General features: G+C 53.5%; 14 protein-coding genes. 7 read left to right on the plus strand and 7 right to left on the minus strand.

The annotated features are described in order from the left end of the window. Nucleotides 1–14 precede the first annotated feature (14 nt). On the minus strand, nt 15–458 hold the full coding sequence (locus G5574_RS06545; protein WP_006120027.1) for an NADH-quinone oxidoreductase subunit A: 444 nt from the start codon (nt 456–458) through the stop codon (nt 15–17). A 638-nt stretch (nt 459–1096) separates the two neighbouring features. After that, nucleotides 1097–2020, minus strand: coding sequence for a transcriptional regulator LrhA (lrhA, locus tag G5574_RS06550; RefSeq protein ID WP_033740635.1), 924 nt, complete (start codon nt 2018–2020; stop codon nt 1097–1099). Nucleotides 2021–2981: 961 nt separating this feature from the next. On the opposite strand from lrhA, the gene G5574_RS06555 reads away from it, so the two are divergent. Continuing rightward, the gene (locus G5574_RS06555) at nt 2982–4199 is read left to right on the plus strand and encodes a pyridoxal phosphate-dependent aminotransferase (RefSeq protein WP_033740636.1); all 1218 of its coding nucleotides are present in this window, start codon (nt 2982–2984) and stop codon (nt 4197–4199) included. Between the two features lie 70 nt (nt 4200–4269). Next, the gene (gene yfbR / locus G5574_RS06560) at nt 4270–4869 is read left to right on the plus strand and encodes a 5'-deoxynucleotidase (protein ID WP_058701323.1); all 600 of its coding nucleotides are present in this window, start codon (nt 4270–4272) and stop codon (nt 4867–4869) included. A gap of 30 nt (nt 4870–4899) precedes the next feature. Here the strand turns inward: yfbR and G5574_RS06565 are convergent, their stop codons facing one another. From G5574_RS06565 to yfbV, 3 genes are all read right to left on the minus strand, one after another. Continuing rightward, complete coding sequence (locus G5574_RS06565) at nt 4900–5559, minus strand: sugar phosphatase (protein ID WP_039339683.1); 660 nt, start codon at nt 5557–5559, stop codon at nt 4900–4902. Nucleotides 5560–5572: 13 nt separating this feature from the next. Then, on the minus strand, nt 5573–6067 hold the full coding sequence (locus G5574_RS06570) for a YfbU family protein (RefSeq protein WP_006120032.1): 495 nt from the start codon (nt 6065–6067) through the stop codon (nt 5573–5575). A 142-nt stretch (nt 6068–6209) separates the two neighbouring features. Further along, on the minus strand, nt 6210–6659 hold the full coding sequence (gene yfbV / locus G5574_RS06575) for a terminus macrodomain insulation protein YfbV (protein ID WP_006120033.1): 450 nt from the start codon (nt 6657–6659) through the stop codon (nt 6210–6212). Between the two features lie 334 nt (nt 6660–6993). Between yfbV and ackA the strand changes: the two genes are divergently transcribed. Then, nucleotides 6994–8196 (plus strand): acetate kinase, encoded by a 1203-nt coding sequence (gene ackA, locus G5574_RS06580; protein WP_033740641.1) that lies wholly within the window; start codon nt 6994–6996, stop codon nt 8194–8196. 69 nt (nt 8197–8265) lie between these two features. Continuing rightward, nucleotides 8266–10413 (plus strand): phosphate acetyltransferase, encoded by a 2148-nt coding sequence (gene pta, locus G5574_RS06585; protein WP_006120035.1) that lies wholly within the window; start codon nt 8266–8268, stop codon nt 10411–10413. Between the two features lie 55 nt (nt 10414–10468). Here the strand turns inward: pta and G5574_RS06590 are convergent, their stop codons facing one another. Further along, nucleotides 10469–11554: an ABC transporter ATP-binding protein gene (locus G5574_RS06590; RefSeq protein ID WP_039339690.1), complete on the minus strand. Its 1086-nt coding sequence runs from the start codon at nt 11552–11554 to the stop codon at nt 10469–10471. A gap of 265 nt (nt 11555–11819) precedes the next feature. Next, entirely contained in the window at nt 11820–13313 is a 1494-nt protein-coding gene (gene pdxR / locus G5574_RS06595; RefSeq protein ID WP_033740646.1) for a MocR-like pyridoxine biosynthesis transcription factor PdxR, read from the minus strand. Between the two features lie 117 nt (nt 13314–13430). Between pdxR and G5574_RS06600 the strand changes: the two genes are divergently transcribed. The 3 genes from G5574_RS06600 (at nt 13431) to G5574_RS06610 (ending at nt 17143) form a co-directional block, all read left to right on the plus strand. Continuing rightward, the gene (locus tag G5574_RS06600; protein WP_164482320.1) at nt 13431–14693 is read left to right on the plus strand and encodes a 4-aminobutyrate--2-oxoglutarate transaminase; all 1263 of its coding nucleotides are present in this window, start codon (nt 13431–13433) and stop codon (nt 14691–14693) included. Between the two features lie 113 nt (nt 14694–14806). Further along, nucleotides 14807–15832, plus strand: coding sequence for an ABC transporter substrate-binding protein (locus tag G5574_RS06605; RefSeq protein ID WP_033740647.1), 1026 nt, complete (start codon nt 14807–14809; stop codon nt 15830–15832). Between the two features lie 45 nt (nt 15833–15877). Beyond that, nucleotides 15878–17143, plus strand: a complete 1266-nt coding sequence (locus tag G5574_RS06610; protein ID WP_164482321.1) for an ABC transporter permease — start codon at nt 15878–15880, stop codon at nt 17141–17143. Nucleotides 17144–17145 lie beyond the last annotated feature (2 nt).

The following is a 17145-nucleotide window of genomic DNA, read 5'->3' on the forward strand; positions in this document are numbered from 1 at the left end:
TTATTGCCTCTCTTTTACTGCTTGTGAGGATTGGTGTGACTTACCGTGGGAGTTTTAACCACGATTCGGCGGCGTGCAGGAGTCCAGTCCAACGCGCCAATGCGCACCAGATAAACCAGGCCCGCCAGGAGCACCAAAATGAAAATTGCGGCTTCCACAAAGCCGACCCATCCACTTTCACGGATTGAGGTCGCCCATGCGTATAAAAAGAGAGCTTCGACGTCGAAAATAACGAAGAACATCGCCACCAGGTAGAATTTGGCGGATAAGCGGATGTGAGTATCACCCACGGATTCAATGCCGGATTCGAAAGGCGTGTCTTTATGACGGGCACGAGCTCTGCCGCCTAACAGCCATCCTCCGGTCAACATAAACGCACAGAGGCCAAATGCGATGACGATAAAAACGATGAATGCCCAATGCTGAGCGATGATTTCGGTGGTAGTTGACATACTCATTGCTTACTCATCAAAAGTGGCGCTGGCATCCTGCTCTGGTTCTGGCAGCAAACTCACCACATCGATTCAAAGGGAAGGATAAAAACCTTACAAATTTTGCTGTTACTGTGCAATAAGCAGCAATTTTATGTGGTTTTTTACTCCTTTCTATAACCTTTTGTCAACTTTGACAAAAGTATCCAAACATTATTTTACACCTGCATCATATTATTAACATATGACGCGCGTGTTTCCAGCTAAATCGCTTCAGTCTGTAGGGGTAATTTCAGTGTAGCGGGTATTTCAACGTGTGGATCGCGTTATCAACGCGCATAGTTTGACAGGATTCGGCGGGATTGCCTTGCTTTTAGAAGGGCTATTTTGTTGATCCAGAACACAGAATTATCATTTTTGTGTTAAATTTAATCAGTTATCAGCCTGATTCGCATCAACAAATCTCCACTTCGTGCTTTCCCTTCCCCACTCGCCCTGTTGACCAGAGTATGAACAGGTAATTGACAGAACAGGACTGAAAAAGAAAACCACGGGTCAGAAAAGCAGCAAAAAAAAGCCTCTTGTTCCGGTTACAGAACAAAAGGCGCATTTACTCAGATTAACGTGCCGGCAGATTTCGCATTTTTTGCGAAAGAAGACGGGATTTACTCTTCGTCGTCCAGCAGTAAGGCACCATCGGCATTGCCGATCATGTTGTAGGGATCGTGGGTAGACTGCATGGCGTTGAAAATGGCCAGCGCCAGTTCGTTGTCGTTGTCCGCGTTGCGGCACAGCAGATACTGAGTATCTGGCAGCACCGGTAATCCTTCTGCTGCACCCATTACGCGCAGTTCAGGGCTCATCATCTCCACCGGACGCGCGGTCACGCCTAAACCAGCTTTAACGGCAGCACGCACCGCTGCCAGCGTTGAAGCGACGTAAGAGATGCGCCAGGGAATGCCTGCTTCGTTCAGATGGTCAATCGCCATATCACGGTAAGGGCTGGGTTCATCCAGCAATACCAGAGGGATCGCTTCCCCACGCTGGAACACATAGTCCGCTGCGCAATACCACAGGGTTGGCGATGTCCGCAGTACCTGATGTGTAAAGTTACCCGGACTGGAGGTGGTAACAACCAGATCGACTTCGCCCTGATTCAGCATTTCCATCATAAATGGATTGCGTTTCACACGAACGTCAATGGCCAGTTTGGGATAAACAGAGGTAACGCGGTTTAACAGGAACGGCAGAATGGTATCGGACGTATCGTCTGACGCACCGATTGTCAGAACGCCCTGAATATTGCTGTACATCAGCGATGTGCAGGCTTCATCGTTAAAACGCAGAATTTTTCTGGCATAACCCAGAAGCTGAATGCCATGTTCTGTTAATAATTTGTTGCGGCCATGCCTGGCAAACAACTCTTTACCGACCAGTTGTTCCAGACGCTGCATCTGCTGACTTACTGCCGATTGCGTTCTGCATACCGCAGCAGCCGCGGCTGCAAAGGTGTTTAAATCCGCAACAGCAACAAAAGTTCGAAGCAGATCGAGATCGAGATTAAGTATCGGACGATTTGCATTAGTCATGTTTTTCTTCACTTATTAGAGTTTTAAGAACTACTATCCTGGTGTTATTACAAGCTTATCAAAGCGATAAGCGGTAATGATGCTTCATGCCGTCCCAACACAGGGCCGACATAAAATTTACTTACGAAGGCGCACGGCACGTTCCTGTAAAACACGGAAGCCGTGACCTGAAGACAGAGACAACTTCTGTACCGAAGGCACTGGATGCAAAATTGCGGGAAGCTGTGTAGTTGTCTTTTTCAACCCCAAAAAAGTCATTACGCCGGGGTAAATGGGTCTGTCATACACACACGCTGTATCGCGTTTAATCACATCAAATAGTAAATTATACTTAATCATTTTTGACCGCAAAATGGAAATGTTTTTATGAAAAGCATTGCAAATTTTGATCGGATCGCATTTTCCAACACATCCCGCACGTCCTGTGCGCATTCAACCCGCCCAAAAACAGTGAATAAGACTTTTAGACAGGTAAACCTGTACTAAAGATGCTCTCTGTTTTTTAGCCTGGCTTCAAAAAACGGAAAAAAGTCCTTAGAGATAAAATAGTTAACCGTATTAACGATTAATGCACGGCTGTCACACCCTACTTACGCTATGCACTATCGTGCAAAATTTATGCATCAATAAAGCATAATTAAACTATTTCATTTATGACGCATTAGGCCTGTTCTGATTTCACTATGTCGATTACGTTCCCTGTCGGCATAAAAAAAACAGCAACGCGCCAAACAAAGCCTTTTTATCATGCAGCATAAAAAACCATTAATGATGACTAAAGCAGACTTTTAAACCATACAGGGTCATAAGCAATATGCATTACGTCGTCTGGACGGAGACAAAGATGCTGAAGACGCCAAAACCACCTCGCGCCCTTCTTTTGTGTTCGTGAGGAGAGTACATTGTGCAGGTTTGTTTTCAGCGGCAGGCAAAAGGATTCTGCATATTAAGGCGGCCAAAAATGACTTTTCAAATTGATAAATCCGGCAAACTGGACAATGTGTGTTATGACATTCGTGGGCCGGTTTTAAAAGAGGCCAAGCGCCTGGAAGAAGAAGGTAATAAAGTTCTCAAGTTGAACATCGGTAACCCCGCGCCGTTTGGCTTTGAAGCGCCCGATGAAATTCTGGTGGATGTGATCCGTAACCTGCCCAGTGCACAAGGTTATTGCGATTCCAAAGGGCTCTATTCCGCCCGAAAGGCCATCATGCAGCATTATCAGGCGCGGGATATGCGCGATGTCACAGTAGAAGATATCTACATTGGAAACGGTGTCTCAGAACTGATCGTTCAGGCGATGCAGGCGCTGCTGAACAGCGGGGATGAAATGCTGGTTCCGGCACCGGACTATCCGCTCTGGACGGCTGCCGTGTCGCTGTCGAGCGGAAAAGCCGTGCACTATTTGTGTGATGAGTCCGCCGGCTGGTTCCCGGACCTGGATGATATTCGTAGCAAAATTACGCCACGCACTCGCGGCATTGTTATCATCAACCCCAACAACCCTACCGGCGCGGTATACAGCAAAGAGCTGCTGATGGACGTGGTTGAGATAGCCCGTCAGCATAACCTGATTATATTTGCTGACGAGATCTACGATAAGATCCTCTACGATGCCGCACAGCACCACTCTATTGCCGCACTGGCACCGGACTTGTTAACGGTCACGTTTAACGGCCTGTCAAAAACCTACCGCGTGGCGGGCTTCCGTCAGGGCTGGATGGTGCTGAATGGCCCGAAAAAGCACGCAAAAGGCTATATAGAAGGGCTGGAAATGCTGGCTTCCATGCGCCTGTGCGCCAACGTTCCGGCGCAGCACGCAATTCAGACCGCCCTGGGGGGATATCAGAGCATCAGTGAGTTCATCGCACCGGGTGGTCGTCTCTACGAACAGCGTCAGCGAGCCTGGGAACTGATCAACGATATTCCCGGCGTCAGCTGTGTGAAGCCGGAGGGAGCGCTGTACATGTTCCCGAAAATTGATGCCAAAAAATTCAATATTCAGGACGACCAGAAGATGGTGCTGGACTTCCTGTTACAGGAAAAAGTGCTGCTGGTGCAGGGCACCGCGTTTAACTGGCCGTGGCCCGATCATCTGCGTATCGTAACCCTGCCGCGCGTCGATGACCTGGAAATGGCCATCAATAAGTTTGGCCGTTTCCTGCAAGGCTACCGCCAGTAGTCCTGTTGCATCTATACTGATGTCATTTTGGGGAGAGTTAACCTCTCCCCTGTCGTAAACAGGAATGACCATGACTCAAAGCCATTTCTTCGCCCACCTCTCACGCCTCAAACTGATTAACCGCTGGCCACTGATGCGTAACGTGCGGACCGAAAACGTCTCTGAACACAGTTTACAGGTGGCGATGGTCGCCCATGCGCTGGCCATCATCAAGAACAAAAAGTTTAACGGTAACCTGAATGCCGAGCGCATCGCGATGATGGCGCTGTACCATGATGCCAGTGAAGTGCTCACGGGCGATTTGCCTACCCCGGTGAAGTATTACAACGCGCAAATTGCCCATGAATACAAAAAGATTGAGAAAATCGCGCAGCAGAAGTTGATTGAGATGCTGCCCGAGGAGTTGCAGGACGTTTATCGCCCGCTGATTGATGAACATCTGCACAGTGAAGATGAGAAAGCGGTAGTGAAGCAGGCCGACGCACTCTGCGCCTACGTTAAATGCCTGGAAGAGTTGTCGGCAGGCAACAACGAATTCTTACTCGCCAAGGCGCGGCTGGAAAAAACCCTGACTCAGCGTCGCTCGCCTGAAATGAGCTATTTTGTTGAGGTGTTTATCCCAAGCTTTAGCCTGTCTCTGGACGAAATCTCGCAAGATACACCGCTCTGATTCGGGCGGCCCGATGCCGCCACTCTGCACTTAAGGCTGGCTGTGAAAGGCAAACTTACCCGCTGGCTGTCTGGTAATGATTAGTGACGTCAGTGAAGTCAGGCGCAGCGCCACGTCATCCAGTCGCGGTGTCTCGTCTGGCGCATTGACAGCAATGACGGCACAGCCCGCCGACAGCCCGGCCATCACGCCAGCAGGCGCATCTTCAACCACAACACAGTCGGCTGGAGACAGTTTCAGCCTTTCGGCACCCAGCAGGTAGGGATCGGGTTCAGGCTTACCCTTTGCTACCTGCTCAGCCGTAATGAAGACCGCAGGCAGAGGCAGGCCCGCCGCTTTGTGGCGGGCATGAGCCACTGGCACAGAACCTGAAGTAACAATCGCCCAGGGGATCTGCAGTTCATTGAGCTGAGTGAGCAGCGCCAGGGCACCTGGTAACGCCTTCACACCGTCCGTATCTTCCGCTTCCGTTTTTTCCAGTGCCAGGAACTCGGCCTGAATCGCGGCCTCTGACTGACCGGCCATAAAATGACGCAGGGAGGTGATTGCCTGTTTACCGTGAATGAAGTCCAGAATCTCATCAGCCGCAATGCCATGACGTGCGCCCCAGTTAGACCAGGCACGTTCAACCGCCGGTAATGAATCCACTAAGGTGCCGTCTAAATCAAACAAAAAACCACTGTACTCCACACGTCACTCCTCATCAGGCGTTAATGATTTGCGCAATCTCGTTTACGCTTAAATGGTACTGGCGGGGACAAGTCTGCCATAAAGCCAGCATGCGTTGATACTTTTCCCACATCGGTGTTTGTGCATTGAAGCCGTGCGTGCCGGAATCAAAATGCGTGTAGCGCCCTTCCGTATTCACCATAAAGCGTACATAGCCAAGGTAGCGTGATTCCGTAGCCGCATCAAATCCCAGAAACGCCAGGCGCCGGGTATCGATCTCTCCTTCGGTTTTCAGATTAGACCAGGAAATCTGTAGCGCATGGTGCATTTCCATGATGTCGATGAGCGTACGGCAGGTGGCTTCAGAGAGTTCGCCGAACTCTTTATCCAGTTCACGCATCTGCAGGCTGTAGCCGCGCTCAATAATGGTCTGATAACGCCGAAAGCGCTCCGCATTCTCAGGCTCCAGCATCGCCATCATTTTGTACTGGTTCGCCAGAATTAAGCGTTGTGCGTGGGTCATTTCCATCTTTCTCTCCCTCAGCCCAGAGGCTGTTCAGGTTTTATACGATGGAAGGATGATGACACAGGGGGAGCGATGCGGAGGTTGCCACATCGCTTTTCATTGATTTAACCACAGATTCACATGCAATATTTCGGCACGCTGCAGGTTAGAGATCGTCCAGAAAAGTCCGGTCCAGTTGCTTAAAGGCGCGCTTCAGTAGATCGGCGAGCGCCTGATAGGTTGGCGTGCCTTCAACCGGCGCAATCGCCTGCCCTGCGGCTTCCAGTTTGGTGCGCACGTCATGAAACCAGCGCAGAAGCGTCGGTGGCAGCGGCGTGACCGAACGTTTGCCCAGCCACCACAATCCCTGCATCGGTAAACTGCAGGCGAAAAGCGCTGTCGCGACGGCAGGGCCCAGTTGCCCACCCATCGCGATCTGCCAGGTCAGTGTAAACACCGCCAGCGGGGGCATAAAGCGAATGGCAAAGCGCGTGGCCGTTGATACCCGGTTTTCGGGAAAGACCGGTGCCAGACGTTTATCATTGGGCCACGTCTTCATATAATGCTGTCCGCGCTGAAACATCCGGAACCAGCCCGTGTTAGATTGATTCGCCATGGCTCGCCTCAACTAATGCTGTATTTTTTGAAAAATAACTATAACGACACAACTTTACGTAACATCCTTCAAATCTTTTTGTCTTTAAAGGTGACTCCGGCTATTCTGACGCCGTTTTAGTCGCGTCAGTGTCGCAACCTTCTTTGTCACAGAGGCGATAAGACCCGTTTTAAGCGTGATTTAAAATTTATGCGTAAAAACTCAACTTTTTTTTGCGTATAACGCATTATTTTGACCCGGGTATGACTTTTGTCATTAATCTGGCAGCTTCAATAGGCTACGCTGTATGTCTGATTGCGTTTTTTTTAGCCACTTTTAACAAATAGGTACTTCCATGTCGAGTAAGTTAGTACTGGTCCTGAACTGCGGCAGCTCATCCCTTAAGTTTGCCATTCTGAATCCCACCACCGGAGACGAATTTCTGTCAGGTCTGGCTGAATGTTTTCACCTGCCCGAAGCGCGGATCAAGTGGAAGCTTGACGGCCAAAAACAGGAAGCACCTTTAGGTGCTGGCGCTGCCCACAGCGAAGCACTGAATTTCATTGTTAAAACAATTCTGGCACAAAAACCAGAGCTTTCGGCACAAATCGCTGCAATAGGTCATCGCATCGTCCACGGCGGTGAAAAATTGACGCAATCGGTCGTGATCTCTGACGCTGTCGTTCAGGGTATCAAAGATGCCGCTTCTTTTGCACCGCTGCATAATCCTGCGGGCCTGATCGGCATTGATGAAGCGATGAAAAACTTCCCCCATTTGTCTGACAAGAATGTGGCGGTTTTTGACACCGCTTTCCATCAGACAATGCCGGAAGAATCCTATCTCTATGCGCTGCCCTATGCGCTCTACAAAGATCACGGCGTGCGTCGCTACGGTGCGCACGGTACCAGCCACTACTATGTGACCCACGAAGCGGCAAAAATGCTGAATAAGCCGCTGGAAACCCTGAATATCATCACCTGTCACCTCGGTAACGGTGGATCGGTTTCTGCCATCCGTAACGGCGAATGTGTGGATACCTCCATGGGGCTGACGCCGCTGGAAGGCCTGGTGATGGGCACCCGCAGCGGTGATATTGATCCGGCCATCATCTTCTTCCTGCACGATACATTGGGCATGAACGTGGATGCTATCAACAAGATGCTGACCAAAGAGTCCGGTCTGTTAGGGCTGACCGAAGTCACCAGCGACTGCCGCTACGTTGAAGATAATTACGCCACGAAAGACGATGCCAAACGCGCAATGGACGTATTCTGCCATCGCCTCGCCAAATACATCGGCAGCTATACTGCGCTGATGGACGGCCGTCTTGATGGCGTGATCTTCACCGGTGGTATCGGTGAAAATGCGGCGATGGTCCGCGAGTTAACGCTGAAGAAACTGGCTCTGCTGGGCTTTGAACTCGATCATGACCGCAACCTGGCCGCGCGTTTTGGTAAAGCGGGCTTCATCAACAAAGAGGGCACGCGTCCGGCACTGGTTATCCCAACGAATGAAGAGTTAGTCATCGCCAGGGACGCCGCGCGTCTTACCGCCTGATATCCTTTCTCCGTCAGCTCAGGCTGACGGTGTTATTTTGACACCCAGTGAACTCTGAGAGGTGCAATCGTGTCACGTACAATTATGCTCATTCCGACCGGCACCAGCGTCGGCTTGACCAGCGTTAGCCTTGGCGTTATTCGCGCCATGGAACGTAAAGGCGTTCGACTGAGCGTTTTCAAACCCATTGCTCAACCACGCGCCGGTGGCAATGCGCCCGACCAAACCACCAGCATCGTACGCAAAAATTCCGGTATTCCTGCGGCAGAACCGCTGCCCATGTCACGCGTTGAATCCTTGCTGGGATCCAATCAGCAGGACGTGCTGATGGAAGAAATTATTGCCCGCTATCATGCAAATACGCAGGATGCAGAAGTGGTGCTGGTGGAGGGCCTGGTGCCCACGCGCAAACATCAGTTTGCCAGCGCCCTTAACTACGAAATTGCCAAAACGCTGAACGCTGAAATTGTGTTTGTGACCGCGCTGGGTAATGACTCGCCGGCCCAGCTTAAAGAACGTATCGAACTGACGCAAAGCAGCTTTGGCGGTGCGAAGAATAAAAACATCACCGGCGTCATTATTAACAAGCTGAACGCGCCGGTCGACGAACAGGGCCGGACGCGTCCCGACCTGTCTGAAATCTTCGATGATTCCACGAAGGCCAGCATTGCCAATATCAATCCCGACCAATTGTTTGCCAACAGCCCGTTGCCCATCCTGGGTTGCGTGCCGTGGAGCTTTGATCTGATCGCGACCCGCGCGATTGATATGTGCCGCCACCTGAACGCGCGCATCATTAATGAAGGTGAAATTCAGACGCGCCGCGTGAAGTCGGTAACTTTCTGTGCCCGCAGCATTCCTCATATGCTTGAGCACTTCCGTCCAGGCTCGCTGCTGGTCACCTCCGCAGACCGTCCGGATGTACTGGTTGCCGCCTGTCTGGCCGCCATGAACGGCGTAGAGATTGGGGCTATTCTGTTAACCGGTAACTACGAGATCGACGAGCGGATCGCCAAACTGTGCGAACGCGCGTTCCAGACCGGTCTGCCGGTCTTTATGGTCAAAACCAATACCTGGCAGACATCACTGAGTCTGCAAAGCTTCAATCTGGAAGTGCCGGTAGACGACACACAGCGCATTGAGAAAGTGCAGGAATATGTCGCAGGCTACATCAATGCAGACTGGATTGAGTCGCTGACCGCTACCTCTGAACGCAGCCGTCGTCTGTCCCCGCCGGCATTCCGTTATCAGTTGACCGAGCTGGCACGTAAAGCCGGTAAACGCATCGTCCTGCCAGAAGGCGATGAGCCTCGCACCGTGAAAGCGGCCGCGATCTGTGCCGATCGCGGCATTGCGACCTGCGTGCTGTTAGGTAACCCGGATGAAATTCAGCGCGTGGCCGCAGTACAGGGCGTTGAGCTGGGTAAAGGCATTGAGATTGTTGACCCTGAAGTGGTTCGCCAGAACTACGTTCCGCGTCTGGTTGAACTGCGTAAAAACAAAGGCATGACCGAAGTGGTGGCGCAGGAACAGCTGGAAGACAACGTGGTGCTCGGTACCATGATGCTGGAGCGTGGCGAGGTAGATGGCCTGGTTTCAGGTGCGGTGCATACCACGGCCAATACCATTCGTCCGCCGTTACAGCTGATTAAAACCGCCCCGAACAGCTCTCTGGTCTCGTCGGTATTCTTTATGCTGCTGCCGGAGCAGGTGCTGGTCTATGGCGACTGCGCGATTAACCCGGATCCTACCGCTGAACAGCTGGCTGAAATTGCTATCCAGTCTGCCGATTCCGCCAAAGCCTTCGGTATTGATCCGCGCGTAGCGATGATCTCCTACTCGACCGGTAACTCCGGGGCAGGAAGCGACGTCGAAAAAGTGCGCGAAGCTACCCGTCTGGCACAGGAAAAACGCCCGGATCTGGTCATTGACGGTCCGCTGCAGTATGACGCGGCGATTATGGAAGACGTCGCGAAATCGAAAGCGCCAAACTCGCAGGTCGCGGGTCGCGCAACGGTATTTATCTTCCCGGATCTGAATACCGGTAACACCACCTATAAAGCGGTGCAGCGCTCAGCCGATCTGATTTCTATCGGACCGATGCTGCAAGGGATGCGTAAACCCGTTAACGACCTGTCGCGCGGTGCGCTGGTGGACGACATCGTCTATACCATTGCCCTGACAGCAATTCAGTCACTCCAGGCGGAAGGCCAGTAACAAACCGCCTGACCGGTAGTGAGAACAAAGAGCATGCAGCCCGCATGCTCTTTTTTTATTGCAATGTCACATCCAGCGCACGTAAATGCTGTGGCTGCCAGGAAAGCATAACCTCGCTCCCCGGTTTCCACTCAGGCGCGACATCGGATGAGGCCAGTTTCACCATAAAATTCCCCTGCCCGGCCACGTCGGTCAGCATGCGGACATGATCACCCAGATAGATAAACTGTTGAATGGTAGCCTGCACAGACTGGTCGCCCGGTTTTGGTGCGTTCACGTTGATGCGTTCGGGCCGGATGCTGAGCTGGATACGTTTGCCAGGCGAACTGGGTCGGACTTTCAGCGCGTCCAGATGAACGCCATTATCCAGTGCCACCTGATAATACTCGCCCTTTTGACCCGATTGTGTGGCTAACAGGCAGTTATTTTCGCCGATAAACTGTGCAACAAAGGCATTATCTGGCTGCTCATAAAGCTTACTCGGGCTGTCCATCTGCTGAATCATGCCATCATTAAACACCGCGACCCGGTCTGACATGGTCATTGCTTCGCTCTGGTCATGCGTGACGTAAACGATGGTCAGCCCAAGCAGGTTGTGCAGTTGCTTGATTTCCATCTGCATATGCTCACGCAGCTGTTTATCCAGTGCCCCTAACGGTTCATCCATCAGGATCAGCCTGGGTTCAAAAACCAGTGCCCGCGCCAGCGCTACACGTTGCTGCTGGCCACCCGACATCTGGGCAGGATAGCGATCGGCCAGCGAGGTCAGTTTAATCATATCCAGCACGCGCTTAACCCGCACTTTGATATCCGCTTTGCTCAGGCGACGTATGGATAGGGGAAATGCCAGATTCTCCGCCACGGTCATATGGGGAAACAGCGCATAATTCTGAAACACCATGCCGATATCACGCTGATGGGGCGGCAGCGTGTGCAGGGGTTTATCACGCAGCAGAATCTCGCCATCGGTGGGCGTTTCAAAGCCCGCCAGCATCATCAGGCTGGTGGTTTTCCCCGATCCTGAGGGCCCTAACAGCGTCAAAAACTCCCCTTCTGCCACGTCCAGATTAAGGTTGCGCACCACCAGCTTGTCGCCGTCGTAGCTCTTTTTGATATTCCTGAAACTGACAAAATTTCTCATGGCGTACTCTCGAAAACAGGATGGAAAGGGTTTCGGCACGATTCATGCATCATCCGTTTGACATGCGAATCCTGGCGGGCCTTTTTTTAGCACTACCATAACGCCGCTGATTCGCACAAGCAGAATTTGACAAAATAAAACGAACGGGCTTGCAAAGCCTTCTTGCAGGCCATTGTATTCTATTGTCTTTTTAAATTTAACATTACCTTAACGTGAATGAGATCACAGAATCAGGCAAGATAAGAGGTTGCACACTTGTGGTGCCTCAGGGAGAAACTGAGGCGATTTGCAGGTGATGTTCCAGACGGGCAAGGACAGGCGCGAACGCACTGGGGATATCCGCTTCGTCAACGCAGGCATAGCCCAAAAGTAACCCACGCTGCGGCGTGCCTTGCAGGTAGTAGGAAGACAGCGGGCGCGTCAGCACACCGCACTGTTCAAGCTCAGCGCTGAACGCCACATCGTCGATGCTGTCGGGCAGTCTGAGCACCAGATGCAGCCCCGCATTGCTGTGATGCACAATCCAGTCGGCCCCCAGCGACTGGCTGATCACGGCGACCAGCGCCGCGCGGCGACGACTGTAGATCTGCCGCATCCGCCGTACATGAGCCGCATAGTGCCCTTCGCGGATAAACGCGGCCAGCGTGAGCTGCACCAGCCCATAACCGCCGCGATAGAGCTCGGAGTGCGCCATTTTCATACGCGTAGCCATGGATTTAGGCACCACCATGTAACTGAGTCGAATGCCGGGATACAACGTTTTGCTGAACGTCCCCAGGTATATGACAGGCGCATCCGCCGCCAGCCCTTGCAGCGCGGGCATCGGGCTGCCGGAAAAACGGAACTCGCCATCGTAGTCATCTTCCACCACCCAACTGCCGCTGCGCTTCGCACGCTCCAGTAACTCATGCCGCCGTTGCAGGCTCATCACCGCACCCAGTGGATACTGATGGGAAGGCGTCACGCAGATTAAACGCGGCGCAGGGCTGTCAGGCTGCTCCGGGGGCAGCACCAGCCCCTGCTCGTCAACCGGCGTAGGGATCAGCGTAACGCCGTTCACCGCCAGCACGTTACGAATGCCCCAGTAGCCAGGTTCCTCTACCAGCGCCCGGTCACCCGGATCGCACAGCATCTTTGCCAGCAGATCCAGCGACTGATGCGTGCCTGCGGTCACCAGTACCTGCTCGGGGCTGCAGTTGACGGAACGAATCACCCGCAGGTAATCGGCCAGCGCCTGTTGCAGCTCGGTGCAGCCGCCGTGGCTGGCATAGCTCAGGTTCTCAACGGGCAGGCGTCGGCTCAGACGAAGCTGGATTTTGCGCCAGATGTCGTGCGGCATGTGACTGACATCCGGTACGCCGGGCATAAACGCCCCCCACTGATGACTTCCGGCACCGCTGTTTGCCAGTAATCGCGATCCCCGACGGGACAGCCTGACGGGCTTCATTGGCGGCGAAACCGGCCTGACCAGCGGCCCGCCTGGCACCTCTTCAGGCAGCACCGCACTGACAAACGTGCCGCTGCCTGTGCGGGTTTGTAAGTACCCCTCTGACTGCAACTGTTCATACACGGCCAGTACGGTATTGCGTGAGACCGCGAGTTCGCGAGCAAGGTCGCGGCTGGCGGGCAGCCGTGTTGCGGTGGCAATGGATCCATCCTGAATCGCCGCCTGCAGCGCGTCATACAGTCGCTTATTCAGCGTACCGCCGGACAGCGCGGCCAGCCGTTGTGCAAGCAGGTCACCGAGTAAGCTTCGCAAAATTGGTACCTCAAAATAAAAAAAACTGGCTCTGGATTATAAAACCCTGAAAACGCTAAAACCAAGAAGGCAAATTCCACTGTAACAATATGGAAACAAACACCACGAGGTCGCGTTATGAGTAACAGTGAAGTGCAGGTCCGTCGTCTCAATGCCACGCCACGCGGCGTGGGCGTCATGTGCGATTTCTATGCGGTGAAAGCTGAAAACGCCACGCTGTGGGATCACCAGGGCCGCGAAATCATCGATTTCAGTGCCGGCATTGCCGTACTGAACACCGGACACCGTCATCCTAAGGTCATCGCCGCCATCAAGGAACAGCTCGACTGTTTTACCCATACTGCATTTCAGATCGTGCCCTATGAAAATTACATCGCCCTTGCGGAAAAACTGAATGCGCGGGTGCCCGTCAACGGCCCTGCTAAAACCACCTTTTTCTCCACCGGCGCGGAAGCGGTTGAGAACGCGGTAAAAATTGCCCGCGCGGCGACCGGCCGTCCCGGCATCATCGCGTTTACCGGCGCGTTTCACGGGCGCACCAACATGACGATGTCGCTGACCGGCAAAGTGACCCCGTACAAAACCGGTTTCGGCCCTTTTGCTGGCTCAGTATTTCATGCCCGCTACCCGAATGCACTGCATGGCTGTAGCGTCGAGGACGCGCTGGAGAGTGTACAAACGATTTTTCGCTGCGATATCAGCCCGCAGCAGGTCGCAGCGATCATTTATGAGCCGATCCAGGGTGAAGGCGGTTTCAATGTCGCACCGGCGGCCTTCGTCACCGCGCTACGTAAGCTGTGCGATGAACACGGCATCCTGCTGATTGCCGATGAGATTCAAAGTGGTTTTGCCCGCACCGGGAAACTGTTTGCCAGTGAGTACTATTCCGATGTGCAGCCTGACCTGATTACCATGGCGAAAAGCCTGGCCGGCGGGATGCCGTTGTCGGCCGTGTCCGGACGGGCTGAGATTATGGATGCCCCGTTACCCGGCGGGCTGGGTGGCACCTATGCGGGAAGTCCTCCTGCCATTGCAGCCGCACTGGCCGTACTGGAGGTGATTCGTGAGGAGAACCTGTGCGAGCGCGCCCTGCAACTGGGCGGGCAACTGGCCGAAACGCTGAAAGGCGCGGGTTGTAACGCGCTGGCGGACGTGCGTGGGCGGGGTTCGATGATAGCGGCTGAGTTCTGCGACAGCACAGGAAAACCGCGCGCGGACATCGCCAAAGCCATCCAGCAGGCGGCACTGGACGAAGGCTTACTTCTGCTCACCTGCGGTGTCCACGGTAACGTGATTCGCTTCCTTTATCCGCTGACCATCCCGGATGCGCAGTTCCGCACGGCATTAAATCTGCTGAACCGCATTCTCGGTCAACACTAAGTTGAGCTGGCTGGCTGCCCGTTCCGCAGTCAGCTGAGCTGATGGCATCAGGATTGCAACGCAAACACCAGGCAGTGAATTCTGCCTGACAAGAATAATTCAGGAGTTCGGGGATGATGAAAAAAATAGCGGCAATGGTGCTGGCAGCCGTGGCGCTGCAGGCACAGGCGGAAACCCTCACGGTAGTGTCCTTCGGCGGGACGAATAAAGACGCACAGGATAAAGCGTTCTATAAGCCGTTCATGGCCGCGGGAAAAGACAGCATCGAAGCAGGCGAATATAACGGTGAGATGGCCCGCATCCGCGCCATGGTCGAAACCAAACAGATCGGCTGGGACGTCGTCGAACTGGAAACTCCGGAACTGGAGCGCGGTTGTGAAGAAGGTCTGTTTGAAACCCTGGACTGGAGCAAAATTGGCAATAAAGCGGACTTTGCCAAAGGCAGCGTCAGCGAATGTGGCGCCGGTTTCTTCGTCTGGTCAACGGTACTGACCTACGATGGCAACAAACTGAAAACCGCCCCTACGAGTTGGGCCGATTTTTGGGATGTAGAAAAATTCCCGGGCAAACGTGCGCTGCGTAAGAGCGCAAAATATACCCTGGAAATCGCGCTGATGGCGGATGGCGTGAAGCGTGAAGATGTTTATAAGGTGCTGGCCACACCTGCGGGCGTGGATCGCGCCTTTAAGAAGCTTGATGTACTCAAGCCCCATATTCAGTGGTGGGAATCCGGGGCACAGCCGCTGCAGTGGCTGGTATCAGGCGACGTGACGCTGGCCTCGGCCTATAACGGCCGTATCGGCACCGCCCAGGCAGAAGGCCATAACTTTAAAATCGTCTGGGATGGCAACCTGTATGACTTCGATAACTGGGCGATTGTGAAAGGTTCAAAACATAAAGCGCTGGCAGAGAAATTCATCGCCTTCTCGCTGCAGCCTGAGAACCAAAAGGTCTATGCCGAAAATATTCCTTATGGCCCCGCCAATATCAAAGCAGGCAAACTGCTGGCGGCGGATCGTCTGGCTCAACTGCCAACAGCGCCCGAAAACATGGCCAAAGCCGTACAGGTTAACGCCACGTTCTGGCTGGAGCATGGTGAAGAACTGGAACAGCGTTTTAACGCCTGGGCCGCGAAATAACCTGCTGCCGGACGCGATCCGGCAGCCCCTTTTCAGGAGGTCGGCATGAGTCAAAACCCCGTGATGGATTCAGCGCCCGTCAGACGTACAGAACGCACGTTCAGCCTGCGCCACTCGTTCAACCGGGCAGGTTGGTTAAAAACACAACGCTCTCTGTTTTTAGTGGCCCCGTTACTGATTTTCGTCGTGGTGTGCTTTTTATTCCCTATCGGCTCTATCCTCAGCATGAGCGTGAGCAATCCTGAGCTTAATGACGCCTTACCCCAAACCAGCCAGGCCCTGGCGAAATGGGACGGTAAAGCGCTACCGGATGAGAGCCTGTATGCACTGCTTGCAAAAGAAGTCAGCGCGGCACGCGAACAGGGCCAGATTTCGGGGATTGCGAAGCGGTTAAGTTATGAAGATAACGCGTTTCGCCGCCTGATCCTGGCCGTACCGCGCCAGGCGCCCGAGGATGGCCTTAACGTCAAAGCCACCCTTATCGACAAACAGCCCCTGTGGGGCGAGTTATCCACCTGGCAAACCCTGAAGCGCGTAGCAAAGCCTTATACCAGCTATTACCTGCTGTCGGTGTTTGACCATAAAGTCGATGCCAGAACGGGTGAAATCACCGCGCAGTCGCCGGATCAGGCTCTGTATGTCAACGTCCTGCTGCGCACCTTATGGATGGCCACCGTCGTGACGTTATTGTGCGTGGGGCTGGGTTATCCGCTGGCCTACTGGCTGGCGAAACAGCCTTCTAACCGGGCCAATCTGTTGATGATTATGGTGCTGCTGCCCTTCTGGACCTCACTGATTGTGCGGACGGCCAGCTGGATTGTGCTGTTACAGTCCGGCGGATTAATCAACCGCACGCTGATGGGCACCGGGCTTATCGACAGCCCGCTCACCCTGGTGTTTAACCGGGTGGGGGTTTACATCTCCATGACACATATATTGCTGCCTTTTATCGTGCTGCCGCTGTATGCCGTAATGAAAGGCATATCCCCCAGCTACGTCCGCGCAGCGGTGTCGCTGGGCGCGCATCCGTTTGTCGCCTTCTGGCGCGTCTATGTGCCGCAGACCTTTGCCGGGATCACCGCAGGTGCGTTGCTGGTGTTTATGATGGCGATTGGCTACTACGTGACGCCAGCCCTGCTGGGCGGCCCGGACGACCAGATGGTCAGCTACTTTGTCGCCTTCTTTACTAACAGCACGATGAACTGGGGCATGGCCGCCGCCCTGGGCAGCCAGTTACTGATCATTGTCACGTTACTGTATGTGGTCTATTCGCGCGTTACCCGCACTTCTTCTGAAGCTGCGGTGCGTTAAGG

The sequence above is a fragment of the Pantoea stewartii genome (assembly GCF_011044475.1).
GTDB classification, from domain to species: domain Bacteria; phylum Pseudomonadota; class Gammaproteobacteria; order Enterobacterales; family Enterobacteriaceae; genus Pantoea; species Pantoea stewartii.